Source organism: Gluconobacter sp. Dm-44, assembly GCF_018256175.1.
GTDB classification, from domain to species: domain Bacteria; phylum Pseudomonadota; class Alphaproteobacteria; order Acetobacterales; family Acetobacteraceae; genus Gluconobacter; species Gluconobacter cadivus.
Genome location: NZ_JAERLZ010000025.1, coordinates 1 through 13,987, shown reverse-complemented (window position 1 = coordinate 13,987; position 13,987 = coordinate 1). Strand labels below are relative to the sequence as shown.

At 55.7% G+C, this 13,987-nt stretch carries 14 protein-coding genes; 6 read left to right on the top strand and 8 right to left on the bottom strand.

The features are described from left to right. Positions 1-169: 169 nt before the first annotated feature. Positions 170-1,060, bottom strand: coding sequence for an AraC family transcriptional regulator (locus JK213_RS15140; protein ID WP_211571850.1), 891 nt, complete (start codon positions 1,058-1,060; stop codon positions 170-172). Between the two features lie 268 nt (positions 1,061-1,328). Here JK213_RS15140 and JK213_RS15135 point away from each other — a divergent pair, with 268 nt between their 5' ends. After that, the gene (locus JK213_RS15135; protein WP_211571849.1) at positions 1,329-1,745 is read left to right on the top strand and encodes a VOC family protein; all 417 of its coding nucleotides are present in this window, start codon (positions 1,329-1,331) and stop codon (positions 1,743-1,745) included. Positions 1,746-2,007: 262 nt separating this feature from the next. Here the strand turns inward: JK213_RS15135 and JK213_RS15130 are convergent, their stop codons facing one another. The 4 genes from JK213_RS15130 to JK213_RS15115 all read right to left on the bottom strand — a co-directional run bounded on the left by JK213_RS15130 (position 2,008) and on the right by JK213_RS15115 (position 6,761). Continuing rightward, on the bottom strand, positions 2,008-3,147 hold the full coding sequence (locus JK213_RS15130; protein WP_211571848.1) for a HEPN-associated N-terminal domain-containing protein: 1,140 nt from the start codon (positions 3,145-3,147) through the stop codon (positions 2,008-2,010). Positions 3,148-3,761: 614 nt separating this feature from the next. After that, on the bottom strand, positions 3,762-5,684 hold the full coding sequence (locus JK213_RS15125; RefSeq protein ID WP_211571847.1) for an ATP-binding protein: 1,923 nt from the start codon (positions 5,682-5,684) through the stop codon (positions 3,762-3,764). Beyond that, a complete protein-coding gene (locus JK213_RS15120) occupies positions 5,671-6,192 on the bottom strand; it encodes an ABC-three component system middle component 5 (protein WP_211571846.1) in 522 nt (173 codons plus the stop codon). The genes JK213_RS15125 and JK213_RS15120 overlap by 14 nt, the downstream gene beginning before the upstream one ends. Then, a complete protein-coding gene (locus JK213_RS15115) occupies positions 6,189-6,761 on the bottom strand; it encodes an ABC-three component system protein (RefSeq protein WP_211571845.1) in 573 nt (190 codons plus the stop codon). Before JK213_RS15115 ends, JK213_RS15120 begins: the two co-directional genes overlap by 4 nt. A 646-nt stretch (positions 6,762-7,407) precedes the next feature. Here JK213_RS15115 and JK213_RS15110 point away from each other — a divergent pair. The 5 genes from JK213_RS15110 (at position 7,408) to arsH (ending at position 10,861) form a co-directional block, all read left to right on the top strand. Then, a complete protein-coding gene (locus tag JK213_RS15110) occupies positions 7,408-7,740 on the top strand; it encodes a helix-turn-helix transcriptional regulator (RefSeq protein ID WP_211571844.1) in 333 nt (110 codons plus the stop codon). Then, positions 7,731-8,177, top strand: coding sequence for an arsenate reductase (glutaredoxin) (gene arsC, locus JK213_RS15105; protein WP_211571843.1), 447 nt, complete (start codon positions 7,731-7,733; stop codon positions 8,175-8,177). The genes JK213_RS15110 and arsC overlap by 10 nt, the downstream gene beginning before the upstream one ends. A gap of 90 nt (positions 8,178-8,267) precedes the next feature. After that, positions 8,268-9,581, top strand: coding sequence for an arsenic transporter (locus JK213_RS15100; RefSeq protein ID WP_211571842.1), 1,314 nt, complete (start codon positions 8,268-8,270; stop codon positions 9,579-9,581). 21 nt (positions 9,582-9,602) lie between these two features. Continuing rightward, positions 9,603-10,142, top strand: coding sequence for a GNAT family N-acetyltransferase (locus JK213_RS15095; protein ID WP_211571841.1), 540 nt, complete (start codon positions 9,603-9,605; stop codon positions 10,140-10,142). Next, positions 10,139-10,861, top strand: a complete 723-nt coding sequence (gene arsH / locus JK213_RS15090) for an arsenical resistance protein ArsH (protein WP_211571840.1) — start codon at positions 10,139-10,141, stop codon at positions 10,859-10,861. The genes JK213_RS15095 and arsH overlap by 4 nt, the downstream gene beginning before the upstream one ends. Before the next feature lie 185 nt (positions 10,862-11,046). Here the strand turns inward: arsH and JK213_RS15085 are convergent, their stop codons facing one another. The 3 genes from JK213_RS15085 to JK213_RS15075 all read right to left on the bottom strand — a co-directional run bounded on the left by JK213_RS15085 (position 11,047) and on the right by JK213_RS15075 (position 13,617). Then, a complete protein-coding gene (locus JK213_RS15085; protein WP_211571839.1) occupies positions 11,047-11,343 on the bottom strand; it encodes a DNA-binding transcriptional regulator in 297 nt (98 codons plus the stop codon). Then, on the bottom strand, positions 11,340-11,681 hold the full coding sequence (locus JK213_RS15080) for a type II toxin-antitoxin system RelE/ParE family toxin (protein ID WP_211571838.1): 342 nt from the start codon (positions 11,679-11,681) through the stop codon (positions 11,340-11,342). The genes JK213_RS15085 and JK213_RS15080 overlap by 4 nt, the downstream gene beginning before the upstream one ends. A 505-nt stretch (positions 11,682-12,186) precedes the next feature. Beyond that, on the bottom strand, positions 12,187-13,617 hold the full coding sequence (locus tag JK213_RS15075; protein WP_211571837.1) for a hypothetical protein: 1,431 nt from the start codon (positions 13,615-13,617) through the stop codon (positions 12,187-12,189). Between the last annotated feature and the right edge of the window lie 370 nt (positions 13,618-13,987).

The window sequence follows — 13,987 nt, the reverse complement described above, 5'->3', positions numbered from 1 at the left end:
GCGGTCAAGCAGCTTCTTCAACTATGTCCGCTTAGTAGACACTCATTGGGCAACAAAAATGACCGATAAGAGGGCGTAAGCAGCAGGTCCGCTTCCGCCTACATCTCGGTCATTCAGGCGGTTGGGGGCGTTTGCCGAAAGCCGACATTTTCATGGTCACCGGTGACCGTCAGGCCAAGCCGTCGCGTAGCTCGCGCTGAATTCGACGCACGTCCCTTGCGGGAGGCTGACCGAAGAAGCGTGTATATTCCCGAGTAAACTGGGACTGGCTTTCGTACCCCACCTCATAAGCCACTGCAGCGATGCTTTGGGCGCTGGCTATCAGCAGCATTCGCGCCTGAAGCAGGCGAATACGTTTCTGAAACTGCAGCGGGCTCATCGCCGTCGCAGCCTTGAAGTGGCGATGGAAGGCTGAGGCACTCATTGCGGCAATCTCGGCAAGGGCCTCTACCCGCAACGGCAACTTGAAGTTCGTGCGGATCCAGTGGATGGCGAGCCGGACGCGCGATAGGGCGGTGTCGGGCATGGCGATGTCGCGCAGCATTGCGCCGTGCGGTCCCTGCAACACCCGGTACAGGATCTCGCGTTCGTAGGCCGGAGCCAGCGCAGCAATATCGGTTGGATTATCGATCAGTCGCAGCATCCGCAGCCACGCATCAAGCAACTCGGGCGTCACCGTCGCTACCGAGAACCCACTCGAACACGGCGGTGGGGCGACATGGCCGAGATCGGCAAGCAACATGCCCACCATCTGCGGGTCGATCGTGAGGCTGACGGCCAGATAGGGATTGCCGACAGCATCCGGACACACCTCGCCAACAGCGGGCAGATCCAGCGACATCACGAAATAGCTAGCCGGATCGTATCGCATTGTCCGTTCGCCGATCGTCATTGCCTTGCTGCCGGTCAGGATGAGGTTGATCATTGGATCATAGACCGCTGCCAATTCGTGCTCTGGTATCGCTCCCTGCACCATCGCCACGCGCGGGATACCGGTCTCGGTACGCCTGTTCCGGGCGATTGAAGCAAGGTGACGCAGTTCTACAAGCTGGTTTTTCATGTGCCTCTTGTGCGCCTCTCGTGTGGTCGCGGCAAACGCAAAGCAGGAATAGGCAAAATCGAGGGAGAATCGGGCGCTGCCGCGAATGGGCTCAACAGCTATCTCCAAGTCACTCGAAAAGTAGCGGAGAACACCCTATGAAAATCACGATCATCACCGGCGGTAGCCGCGTAATCTTCACCTATAACCGCAATCCGGAGCAGGCGGTCAAGGTAGTGCAAAGGATCAAAGTCGCCGGCGGTTACGTCGTCTGAACAGGAGATCAGAAATGCTCGATCACGTCTTCCTATCTGTTGCCGATCTTGACCGCTCCATCGCCTTCTACACGCGGGCACTCGCGCCGCTCGGCATCACTGATCGTGTCGATTACGATGGCAAGGACGCTCCTCCCGGTCACCCCGATCTCAAGGGCTTTGGTTGCAAGGGACGCATCTTCTTTTGGCTGCGACCGGGCGTGGTCGAAGGACGAGCTGCTCATATAGGCTTCGTCGCGGATACGCGGGGGCAGGTTGATGCCGCCTACGCTGCAGCGATCGCGGCCGGTGCCACCGAAGCTACAGGTGGAGGCATGGGAGCACCCGGTGCGCGGCTTCATTATGATCTCCGTTATTATGCCGCGAACGTGCTCGATCCCGATGGCTACAGCCTCGAATTCGTGTTCAAGAGCTGGCAGCATGCCTCGTGATTGGGGTCGGTAGCTGTCATAGAAATCCACGCTGCGAATGGCTGCTTTCGATCTCGCATTATCGATAGCCGACTATCGTCTCTCTCCCTGATCCGCCTGTCTGTTTAGTAATACAGGAACAGACAGGCGGCAGTCGCCTTCATGTGAGACATAGGACATTCCCACCTGCATCCCGATAGCGGAGATGACTAAATCAAAGCCTATCAGTCGGTTTTCTTGGAAACCTGAATTTGACCCAATGTTCAGAAAGCGCCCAATCGGGTCACAATCCTAAGGCAAGCAAAAGCCATACTTTCAGGCTTCCGAGCAACATCGCCAGTTTGCCCCAGTAAGGTAGTGCGAGAAGTACGGCAGGAATGGCAACACCAGCAGTGTTGCCAAGAGTCGTCCCGAACGATTTGCAGAATGCATCGACAGTCGTGTCAATTTTGCCCGCGGCCCAACCAACCGCCTTCCTGAGAAGCGATGCTTTTTGGGCTACAGTCTCAACATTTGGCTCAACTGAGGCAAGTTCTACTTCAATCGTATCAAGACTCTCAGCAACTTCCTTGAGTTCTTCTCCTTGCAGCTCAAATTCTTCAGGTGGCTGATTGTGGCCGATGCCCCCATGGGTTGCGGGCTTGGGAAGGTCGTCTTTCAGAGCGGCAATTTGCTCCAAAACTGCGGCGCGTACAGCCTTCTCTTCTTCGCTACCGAGACCTACACCCCGGTTTCCGCGGGCTATCCCTTTGAGTAAGCCCTCAAATGAAAATTCATCCTGCACATAATTTTCTACAGCCGCTTCACCATAGAACTCTGCACTTGCTGGATGTCGATGTGAGGGTGCCCAATCATACAGGCCATCGCTCTGGATATCCTCCACGGCCTCAAGAATGGCATCTTCTGAGACCACGTCTTCGAAATTTTCCCGAAGTTCCTCCTCTGCCGAATACGGCCCCCCCTTGATGTAAAGATAGCCCCCCTCACGACTATTGTATGGTGTCTCGTTGGCAGGGTCTTCGTAAAAATAGTGGAACCAGTCTACCAAGTATTTGGCTACCGTGGCCTTGGTCAGTGCCTTCGTAAAGCCGGGGTTGTTTTTAAACCTATCTCTAAGGGTCGCCGGGTCGTCGTCGTCAAACTCGGACACATGCTCGAGCCCATAATCGAAATCTTCGACAATCCGATGTTCGCCGACATCGGTTTTCTTAAAATTCTCTACTCCAACGGGATACTCTGACACCGTCCAACGCAAATCGCCAAGTGCATCATGCTCGACCAAGGCTTCATAGATGGTTTCAGTCCCCATGCCACGATCGTCACTGCCCGTCAGCTCCCAATCCAAATCATCAGGGTAAATTTCAAATTGTTTACCAGAATCATGGTGCTCAATTATTGCGATGCCTCGAGCATAGATAATCACAAAGATGCCTTTGAATTTTGGAGCGCTATTAGATTCCAGATACTATGACTGCTATCATTTACGCCACATGTAATCGTCTGATCCTTCGAATATCGCCCTCAGTACGAGGAGATTCGGCGGCGCTCCCCCGCTTTGGTTATATGAATTTCCAACGTCGCGGCCAATGACAGCCCTACCTTTGATTTCAGGCCAAAGCGTTTTGCACGCACATGCGAGCTTGTTAATTATTCCTCTTCAACAGCCGACCCGCAGTCCTGATCTGCGAAACATCAAGGATGCAGTTTATTCTGCTCGGGACCGGGGTCGCCTGCGGCAAGCCGTTGCCGGTGCGGGCAGGAAATCCGGATTGCGGCCATAGGATGTTTAGGGTGCTGTCTGTCCGACCGTCCAAACACGAAGATAGGATGTGTAACGATCGAGAAGGTGGCCGGAAGCTAACCTGCCGCCTCCGCCTAGATTTAAGACATCAGCAGACACGGCCAAAGTCCAAGGAAGGCTCGGTCATGCTAACATCGCGACGACACACATCTGTGATCATCGTTGGATACCGCCTGAAGGACAGTCCAATATTCAAAGTCGGCTACTGAAGCGCCGGAAACGTCCACCTGAATTAGCTACTTCTGCACGTCAGAAAACTGTAATGTATGATGTTGACGGGTAGAAAACCGGCCTACTGTAAATCCATTATCTTCAAGCTCAGGCGCAATCATAGAGGTTGCAAAAATTAGCTGATGCCTCGATGTCGCGTTTTCGCACCTTTTAGCCAACTGTAATTGCAGGTTTCTGGTTCGATCTGGCTCCATTCCCTTGTCTTCCACGATGTCTATCATGCAAAAGCGTGGATGGCGGAACATTTTGTCTTTCGTCGCCGCAAAAAGAAATCCTGCAGCAAAACTGGTCTTTAGATAGGCTCTCGAGCTTGCGGAGAAATAGCTTTGTTCGTCTACCTTGACCCGATTGGCGGCAAAATCGAATTCGACATGCTTCGAAATTTCAAAAGCCTCTTCACGCAACAAGTCGTCGTGTAAAAGACCAAGCACTTCCTGAGATATCTCTCTCTTTGCAAATTCAAATCTGGATTGCTGTGATGCTCGCGCTGTGCTGATCGCCATGCGTAGACGACCAATCTCTGCAGATAAATCTTCTTTTCTCATTGATAAAGCATTTAAGAGATCGACTATTTTCGCACGTTGCTCCAAGTCCTCTAATTGCCGATCAAGATAGCCGGCTTGACGTTGTAGAAGCCGCAGATGTTCTTGCGCTTCCGAAGATGGCAGGCGGGACAATTCCCGAAGTCGCGCGGAGGCGGTTCGCCAGAGCCCTTCGAGTTCAGTCAACTGCCGATCCAGGTTTTCTAGCCTTTTTATGCGCTCTGCCTGCAACAAGCGTGATTGCCGGACCTGAAGCACAATCTCGTTGATTTGGGCGGCAATGCGACGCTTGGAACGGTCAGGATCGAACGGCGACTTGCACAGGTGACAGCTTTTTACATCGTGGCTTTCATTTAGCTGAGCGTCACATGATGGGCAAAAGCGGAACTGAGTATTACCAATTGCTTCAGCAACTAATGACGTGTCGCCGAGGGCAGTCAATTTTTCTTCTAAACTAGCAATAAATCGATCAGAGTCCACTATTTCTAAAGCGTTTGCATCTCTTTGAGTCCTTACAGCCGTCAACTTCTCCTGATAATGCTGCACTTCTTTGTAAGCTTTTCCATACGCAGACCGTGATACTTGATCCATGTCAGGCGCCTGGAATAGCTTGGCCTCTACTTCCTCAATTTCTTTTTGATTCTTATTCTGTTCGTTGAGTATGCGCGCCCGTTCAGCGTCGATCCAGGATCGCGTCAGGCTTACTCCGGTTTGCCCGAGGACGGAAAACAGACTGCGCAACTCGCCACTAACAACGTTTAGTTCCTTGTCGCACTCACGCAGCTTAAGCTCGTTCTCGTACAGCGATCCGTCGTACGCGCCGCACAGCAGACGTCCTACTGCATCGCGCAACAATGCCGAATCGAATGGCTCGTAACGGAAGAGTTCATCGATGGGCGACAACTGGTCGGCATAAAGCAGCCGGAGTACTTGATGGATAGTAACGTTGCCGCTGGTCTCAGTCCTTACCTCAGGCAGGTCGAGAAGCCTGAAAAGCATCTGCGAGAAGCTTTCGCGGCTTTGCGATCGTTGATACGGATAACGCTGCCATTCACTTAAGGGTGCTTTCCGAGCCAACTCATAGGGACCGCCAAACACATCCATTGGCTGACGGGGGCTCTGGCTCACTTCTCGCGAGAGTGTGACGGGCTTTCCACTAAGTTCAGCCTCGACGATAACTCGCGTGCAACGCCGTGCCGCGTCGCTCCACTCAGACAGGTCGCCTCCGAGACCATAGAAAAGGAAGTTAAGGATCGTCGATTTTCCTGACGCATTCTCACCACGAACGATGTTAAGCCCCGAATGAAACAGCTCATCATAGACGGTACGGGAATGGGACTGGATCACCATGCGGGTCACAAACAGCGCCGGGTCAAACTGCATCATATCGGTACTCCAACAATCCGGTGCGATGCTTGATCCCGTTAACTCCGTCCAGCGGGTAATCAGATGCTAATGTGTTTAGTGCAGCCAGCAGACTTACCTCCGCAGCATTGACTGCTAGTAGGCGATCGGTCAGGGCGGTCGGAGCATTTGCCTCGCTAGGTACTACCCAGTCTGCCTCCAACTCGTCGTTTGAGAAAAATCCTTGAAGCGTAAGTGTGTTCACTGCTGCATCTTGGTAAGGCTGCATGCGTTCGAATAGAATCGCGTCTTCAGGTCGCGGACCATATGATGCCGCACGCTTCGTCGCAGCAGCCTGATTTTTTAAGCTCCGATGTTCAGGGCGCAACCTTATGTTTTTCAAACTTTCTGGAAATAGAAGGTAGAAATCAAGAATACGGAACAGAACACGAGGGAGGGGCAATCCCGTCCTCAGCCCCTGCCTCAATCGAAGCGCACGGAATGTAGAGTGCAAAGGATCGAATGCAGGTTCATAGGTGAGTTGTATCATGCGTGCCACCGTACGAAGCACTGCTCGGCCAGCCAGTAGTATAGCCCCATGGTGACCATAGCATCCATGCTCAGCGGACAGTCTCCGACTTCATCCATCAATGGCCGGACAATCCTATTGGTAACAAGATCATTGTAGGTCTGCCGATCAAGATTAGCGAGTAGCGGTTGTATCTGCATTCGGAATTCATGTACGGCCAACGACAGAAGATGCACAAAAATTTCCTGTGCCGAGGCGTAAAGGGCCCATTTATCAAGGAGTTTCGCAAACATCTCCTTTTGTTCAAAGGCGTCTAGTATCTCGGCGTCACGGCCCGCGGCGTGCAGTTTCGGCTCCAAGCCTTCTATACCGTCAATAGACCGGCGCCGATTGTGGTAACGTTGTAAGTCATTGATAATTTCGCCGACCTGAGCGTCCTTTGCTATTTCGGCAAGCAGGCGTGCTTTTAGAGCATCAATTTTCGAACTCCCCGCAGGGCGGCGCAGATCAACAGTGATGTTGGTCAATTTGTCACGACCGACGAGATCGCTTCCCGCGCAGGCGCCGGCCTGATCTCTGCCACCGATCATGCGATTGCTATGAATCGCTGGGAGACTGCCGCGTTGGCGTCGCGGCTGTTACCTTATCGCGTCCGACAATATCCCCTCCCGCCTGGGAGCGGCGTTGATCGGAAATCACAGCCTGTCCCTTTGCTCGCTGCTCACGCTTGATGTGCAAGGTCAGAAAAGAACCGCCTGCAAGACCCGCTAAGAAGCTGACTATTTGAGACCAATGCTGTGTTATTAGATTGAGCATTTCAATATCTTACGGATATTAGACTTCGTCTGCAACCTTCTAAACCATCGCTGGAGCGGGCCCCATGCTCGATATGGGGAGGTATCCAGATTGCATGAGTGACCGTGAGAGGCCAACAGGCTCTCGTGTCGCAATGTCCGCTTCAGGGCTCGGTGACGGTGAAACCGGACATTCTGCTCCCCCCCCTGATCCGCCTGTCTGCTCAGTAATGCAGGAGCAGACAGGCCGCAGTCGCCCGCATGTCGGCCATACACGCGAACGAATAGCTTTCCCGACAGCGGACATCAGCAGCACGGTGTCTTGTGGCTCAGTTTGTCAGATACCGGAGTGTCTGCTGTCGGATGTCTCGCTGGAAAAGCGGACTAATAATTCGATCAAAAAGCGATTGCGTTCGATCTTTATATCCGTCATTCTGGATATATGGAAAAAATCGACGCCATTGCCTCTCTGGGGTCGCTCGCGCAGGACACGCGCCTCGATGCTTTCCGCCTGCTCGTGCGCCACGAGCCGGACGGTCTGCCTGCGGGTGAAATCGCCCGCCGGCTCAACGTGCCGCAGAACACCATGTCTGTGCACTTGACGTCCCTTGCCCGCGCCGGACTTGTGAAATCGGAACGCCAGAGCCGCCTGATTGTCTATCGCGCTAACCTCGATACCCTGCGCGAGCTTACATTATTTCTCGTCAAAGACTGCTGCGCGGGACGCAAAGAGTTGTCTGCCCCACTGATTGCGGAACTGATGCCATGCTGTTGAGCGAAGACCATCCGGTCGATGTCGTGATCAACCACAACCCGGAATGCGGCACATCGCGCAATACGCTGGCGATGATCCGTAATGCAGGTATTGAACCGCACATCGTCGAGTATCTGAAGACACCGCCGGCACGTTCGTTGCTGCTGCAGCTCATCGTCCGCGCCGGTCTCACGCCGAGGCAGCTTTTACGCGAAAAAGGCACGCCACTTGCAGATTTGGGTCTCGAAGATCCATCGCTGTCGGATGGACAGTTGGTGGATGCGATGATGGCGCATCCGATCCTGATCAACCGGCCGCTCGTTGTGACACCCCTCGGCGTGAAGCTATGTCGCCCGTCGGAGGCGGTACTCGACATTCTTCCGACACCTCAGGGCGGCGCCTTCACTAAGGAAGACGGCGAACGGGTCATCGATGCCCAGGGTCATCGCGTGATCTGATCGGCCGGAAGGGCCGCCCTTTCCTGAGACGCATTCCGCTCGGCGCGATCATTCGCGCCTGCGGCGGCACGCGCAGAACTGAGATTCCAAATGCTGGCTTTCGCCATTTTCCTCGTCACCCTCGTCTTCGTCATTTGGCAGCCGCGCGGGCTCGGCATCGGGTGGAGTGCCATGGGAGGTGCAGCAGTGGCGCTCGCGCTCGGCGTCATCCACTTGCACGACATCCCAACGGTTTGGCACATCGTCTGGGACGCGACCTTCACCTTCGTCGCCCTCATCATTATTTCGCTGCTGCTCGACGAGGCGGGATTTTTTCATTGGACTGCGCTGCATGTCGCTCGATGGGGCGGTGGCAACGGCCGCAGATTATTCCCGCTCATCGTGATGCTGGGTGGCGTGATCGCCGCAGTGTTCGCTAATGACGGTGCGGCCCTGCTGCTGACGCCGATCGTCGTTGCCATTCTCGCCCGGCTCGATTTTCCGCCCGCAGCGGCGCTTGCATTCATCGTGGGCACAGGCTTCGTCGCCGACACGACGAGCCTGCCGCTGGTGATCTCCAACCTCGTCAACATTGTGAGTGCGAACTTCTTCGGCATCCATTTCGGTCACTACGCGAGCGTCATGGTGCCAGTGGATCTTGTCTCTCTCGGTGCCACGCTCGCCGTGCTGTGGCTCACCTTTGGCCGGATCGTGCCTTGTGAATACGACGTAACCACCTTGGAATCCCCCGCGTCGGTCATCCGTGACCACGCAGTGTTCCGCGCGGCATTCCCGTTGCTGGGCGTCCTTCTTGGAGCCTACTTCCTCCTGCCGACGTTCGGGGTCCCTGTGTCGGCGGTCACCGCCACCGCAGCGCTGGTACTGTTGGCGATCGCAGGGCGGTGGCATCGCGATGGTCGTGGTCATGTCATCTCGCTGTCCAAGGTACTTCGTGGTGCGCCCTGGCAGATCGTCGTCTTCAGTCTTGGCATGTATCTTGTGGTCTACGGTCTTCGTAATGCGGGCCTGACGGGCTATCTCGCTTCGGCATTGACCGAACTCGCCGCATACGGTGCTTGGCCTGCCGCTGTCGCGACCGGATTTGGGGCGGCCATCCTGTCGTCGATCATGAACAACATGCCGGGTGTCCTGATCGGAGCCCTGTCTATCGACCAGGCGCAGCGGTTGCCGGCGGGCACGCGTGACCTCATGGCTTACGCCAACATCATCGGCTGTGATCTCGGGCCGAAATTCACGCCGATCGGAAGTCTTGCGACCTTGCTCTGGCTGCACGTCCTCGCCACCAAAGGCATCCGCATCTCTTGGGGGCAATATATGCGGGTCGGACTGTTAATAACGCCACCTGTGTTGCTGCTTACTCTGACGGCGCTGGCCCTGTGGCTTCCCCGCCTTGGCGCGTCTTGATTGTTCAGAAGGACTTTGACCATGCCTACCTTGGAAATCCGTCCCGCCACGATCGACGACGCAGAGGCCATCACTGACATTTATGGTCATCATGTTCGGCACGGCACGGCGAGTTTCGATTACGAACCTCGCACGCTTGCTGAGACAATCCAGAAGATCCAATCCGTTCACTCGCGCCAATGGCCGTTTCTGATCGCGATAAAAGATAGCCAGGTGGTCGGTTATGCATATGCAACTCAATTTCGCGATCGCCCCGCCTACAGCTTTGCGTGCGAGAACTCGATCTACGTTCATCACAACCATCTCAGGCAAGGCGTCGGTAAAGCACTTCTGGCGGAGCTTCTTGTCGAGGCACAAGCATCGGGATTTCGCCAGATGATCGCGGTCGTGGGAGGAGGAGAACCGAGCTCGGTTGCGCTCCACGCACAGCTAGGATTTGAACATGCCGGTTGCATGCGGGCCGTCGGGCGCAAGTTCGGACAGTGGCTCGATACAGTCTACTTGCAGGCCCCACTGGGCGGCGGTGACCGCAACGCACCAGAGAAGGAGCCCGTGGCATGATAGCCGGCGTGCAAGAATCAATCACCCTTGAAGGGTGCCCGCAGGCCGATGCGCGGATCGTGCAACCGCTCGATCTGAACAGGCTGGAACCGGGCGAACGGGCGACACATGCACCGCGCATCCTGCTGCTTTATGGCTCGCTTCGCGAGCGTTCGTTCAGCCGGCTGCTGACCGAGGAGGCCGCGCGTCTGCTTCAGGCTATGGGTGCCGATACCAGAATCTTTGATCCGCGCGATTTGCCAGTCACCGACAGCGTGCCAGCCACGCATCCCAAGGTCGTCGAGTTACGAGAGCTGTCGCTTTGGTCTGAGGGGCAGGTCTGGTGCAGCCCCGAGCGGCACGGTGCCATCACGAGTGTCTTCAAGAACCAGATCGACTGGCTGCCGCTCGAGGTCGGATCGCTCCGTCCGACCCAAGGGCGCACATTGGCGGTGATGCAGGTGTCGGGCGGCTCCCAGAGCTTCAACGCGGTCAATACGCTGCGTCTTCTTGGCCGGTGGATGAGGATGTTCACCATCCCCAATCAATCTAGCGTCCCCATGGCCTATAAGCAGTTTGATGACGAAGGGAGGATGCTCCCCGGCCCCCTCTACGACCGCGTGGTTGATGTCATGGAGGAGTTGGTGCGCCTCACCTGGCTGTTGCGCGATAGGGCTGAATATCTCGTGGACAGATATAGCGAGCGCAAGGCGGCGTCTGTGCTGCCCGCCCAGATGTGAGCACTACATTCGATGCCCGCTTCAGAGAAGCCAAGCAACAGCTCTTAATTTCGGCAATGGGGGGGCGTAGCTGTCACAGCTTGTCGAGCGAACGGCTGGAAATATTGTCCGGGCGCTCCAAAGCGGCCGGACCGCTTTCCCCTCGTAGCGGTCATCTGAACGAGCGTATCGGAACCTGTGTTTTCTCAGCAAGCCGCAGTAAGTAGCTCACTCACGAGCGACGGCCGCTTATCCAACATCGCCAGCAAAACCTGGGCTGGTCCGGTTGGCTGACGACGGCCATGTTCCCAGTTCAGAAGGGTCCCCTTGGCGACCCCGATGCTTCTGGCAAACTGTGCCTGGGAGAGCCCGGTCCGGGTTCTGATGGCCGCCACGTCAACCGACGGAACACGGACCTGGTGGGTCACGCTGTCCTCGACCGGAGCTTCCGAATAGGCGAGAGCCTCATTCAGCCCCTGCAGAATGCTGTTATAAGCGCTCATGATGGTTCTCCGTATTTCGCAACAAGCGTCTTGCTCAACTCTACCAGGGCGGCCTGTTCAGATCGCGTCAGATTGTCCTTCTCGTTTTTGGCAAAAACAGTCAGGAGGAACAGAGGCATCTGTCTTCCGCCAAAAACGTAGAGAGTTCTGTACCCTCCCCTCTTCCCCCCACCCGCGCGGGAAAAGCGGAGCTTTCGCAGACCGCCGCCTAAAGAAATGCCGGCATCTGGCATCGCAGCGAGCATGTTAATCAGAGCCATACGGTCGTCGTCTGACATTAGGGCTTTTGCCCGCCTTATGAATTCAGGCAGTTCGACAACGGTCTGCAGCTTTGACATTTACAAAGAACTATACGTCATTGGCGAATGAGTCAATGACGTATAGTTCAGAGAAATGAAGGGCGTGATGGGCACTTAGACAAACAGCCGTTCAGAAACCTCAAGGAATACCACGAATCCGCAGTTTTCCGACATAAAATCTATGTCCATTTTTCTACATTATCGGACATAGGGTAGAGACACCAAAAGAGACCCGCAAAGGTCTTTTCGAGGCATGTTCGACAGACGTCATGCAAGGAGAACGTCTGCTGCCAGAAAGACAGCCTGATCGTCTCTAGCCCTCTTTGCGAGAAACATTTTAACTCACGCAGGCTTGGAGCCGTCTCTCTGCGTTGCGGCTGACTTGAGGGGAGAGAGGTAGGTCGGCTTTGTGCAGGACAATCGGCAAAACCGGACACTCACGTGGAAAAACCTCGAGAAGGCGCTCAAGAAAAGCACCTACCTCCACCGGCGCTCTACGACTACTTCCTGACCTGCCGGTGGCGGACATCGGCTTCAACAGCTTCTAGCCAATCGGCGGCGGCGCTTGCCGCAGAGGTCGGTAATTGTGGTTCGGCGAGGAGTAGTCGATGTACTGATCCGCCGCGTTGGTGATCCGTAGCAGTAGGCGCTGGAACAACCCTCTCAACAGCTTCATGTCACGGATCGCCGCCAGTTCCTGGCCCTGAGGGATGGGCGTGCCGTGGGCAGCCTTGTTCCGCCGGCGCCAAGCGGCATCCTCGTCTTCGCCCAGTTCGAGGTCCAGGGCGGCCATGATGTCCTTCAGCCGCTGACGCTGATCGATGCCATTGAAGGTGGGCAGCTTGGCCTCCAAGGCCGTCTTCGCCTCAATGGAGATGGCGGCGTCGGCGATGACGTCGCTGAGCGCTGCCTTGAGTGTGCTCCATTCGTCTTGTGTAGCCCAGCCCTTTCGCACCATTCTCGGGTTGGCTTTGGTGTAGGCACTCTGCAAGCCCTCAATCGCCGCGCCGAAGTGAGCTGGTGCGATATGCGGAGTTGCAGCGCAGGCAGGCAAAAAAGCCCAGTGCAGGTTCGCAAGATCCAGGACGTCAAACGCAGTCACAAACGCCTGGATCGCCCTTGTTAGCTGGGGTGCACCTAACTCGTTCAAGAAGCGATCGCCGAGCGGCGCGAGCTGGAGGGTTTCAATGTCGAAGGCATGGCGGCGAAGGCTGTAGGCGCTCCGCGCTAATGTGGACACGACGTTCCATTCGGTGTCGTAGTGGGTTGTTCCGAGATCGACTAAGTAAATGCCCATCGCGAAGGAAAGACCTGTGCGGACCTTCTTTCGGAACTCGTCATCGGGGGCGCCGTCGTAAACAATGCACCCCGGCTTGATGGCACCGGTCCGGTCTTCTCTGTCAAGCGCGCAAACGTAAAAGGTTATTCCATCCACGGTCAGTTTGGCGGAGTTCCACGAGGTGCTGAACCGCTCAGTATCGCTCGTGATGGTTATACCGTCGTTGAGCGAAATTCTTCGAGTTGTAATGGTTTTAGCGACCACGTCGGAAGCCGCGGGCCATATGTATGGGCTTTGGGGCAGGTTTTCGAGCCAGTCGATGACGTATACCACGGGCGCCCCGGAAGGGTCGTTGGTCTTGGCGATATGAACCTGAGCCAGCTCCGTTAGGGACTGCTCACTCACACCATGGGACCGACGATGCTGGCTGTAGGGCACTAGCCCGAAAAACTCCCCTTCGAGGCCGCCTAGACTGCGGAGGAGAGCCCGCTCAGTAGTCAAGCGAACCGAGCCTGGCGGCGGATCGACCGCCAGCGACGTAGCATTGGGGGCGGTTTCAGTCTCCAAGATGAGGTTCAACTTTTCGTTTCGGCGGATCGAAAAGCTGCGGATCGGCTGATGTAGTGGGCCGGGATCGGTGATCTCGAAGACACCCTTGTTCAAGATGCGAAGGCATTCCTCGGTCAGTTCGCGCATGAACTTACGCCCTCTTGGAGAATCTCAGGTTGGATGAATTTGCCGGCGGACAAGGTCATCTTCTTGTCGAACAAACCAAACCGTTTGAGGACCCATCGGGGGATGATGTGCTCGTCATAAACGCCTTGTCCCTCGGCGAGGCGCCGCAAACCAAGCAGGCTCGCCCATAAACGATCTCATCGACGAACTGCTTACAACTCATCAGGAGGATGAGGCCGTCCCCTACCATTCGGACTGCACGCTCCCGCACCTCAGGCGAAAATCTCTGGCTCATCGTGTTCATCATAGCTCCTTCTCACAAATAGGAGCCTCCGGGAAACCCGGGACGCTTCACTTATATCGCTGAGCAGACAGGCAGATCGGGCGGGGG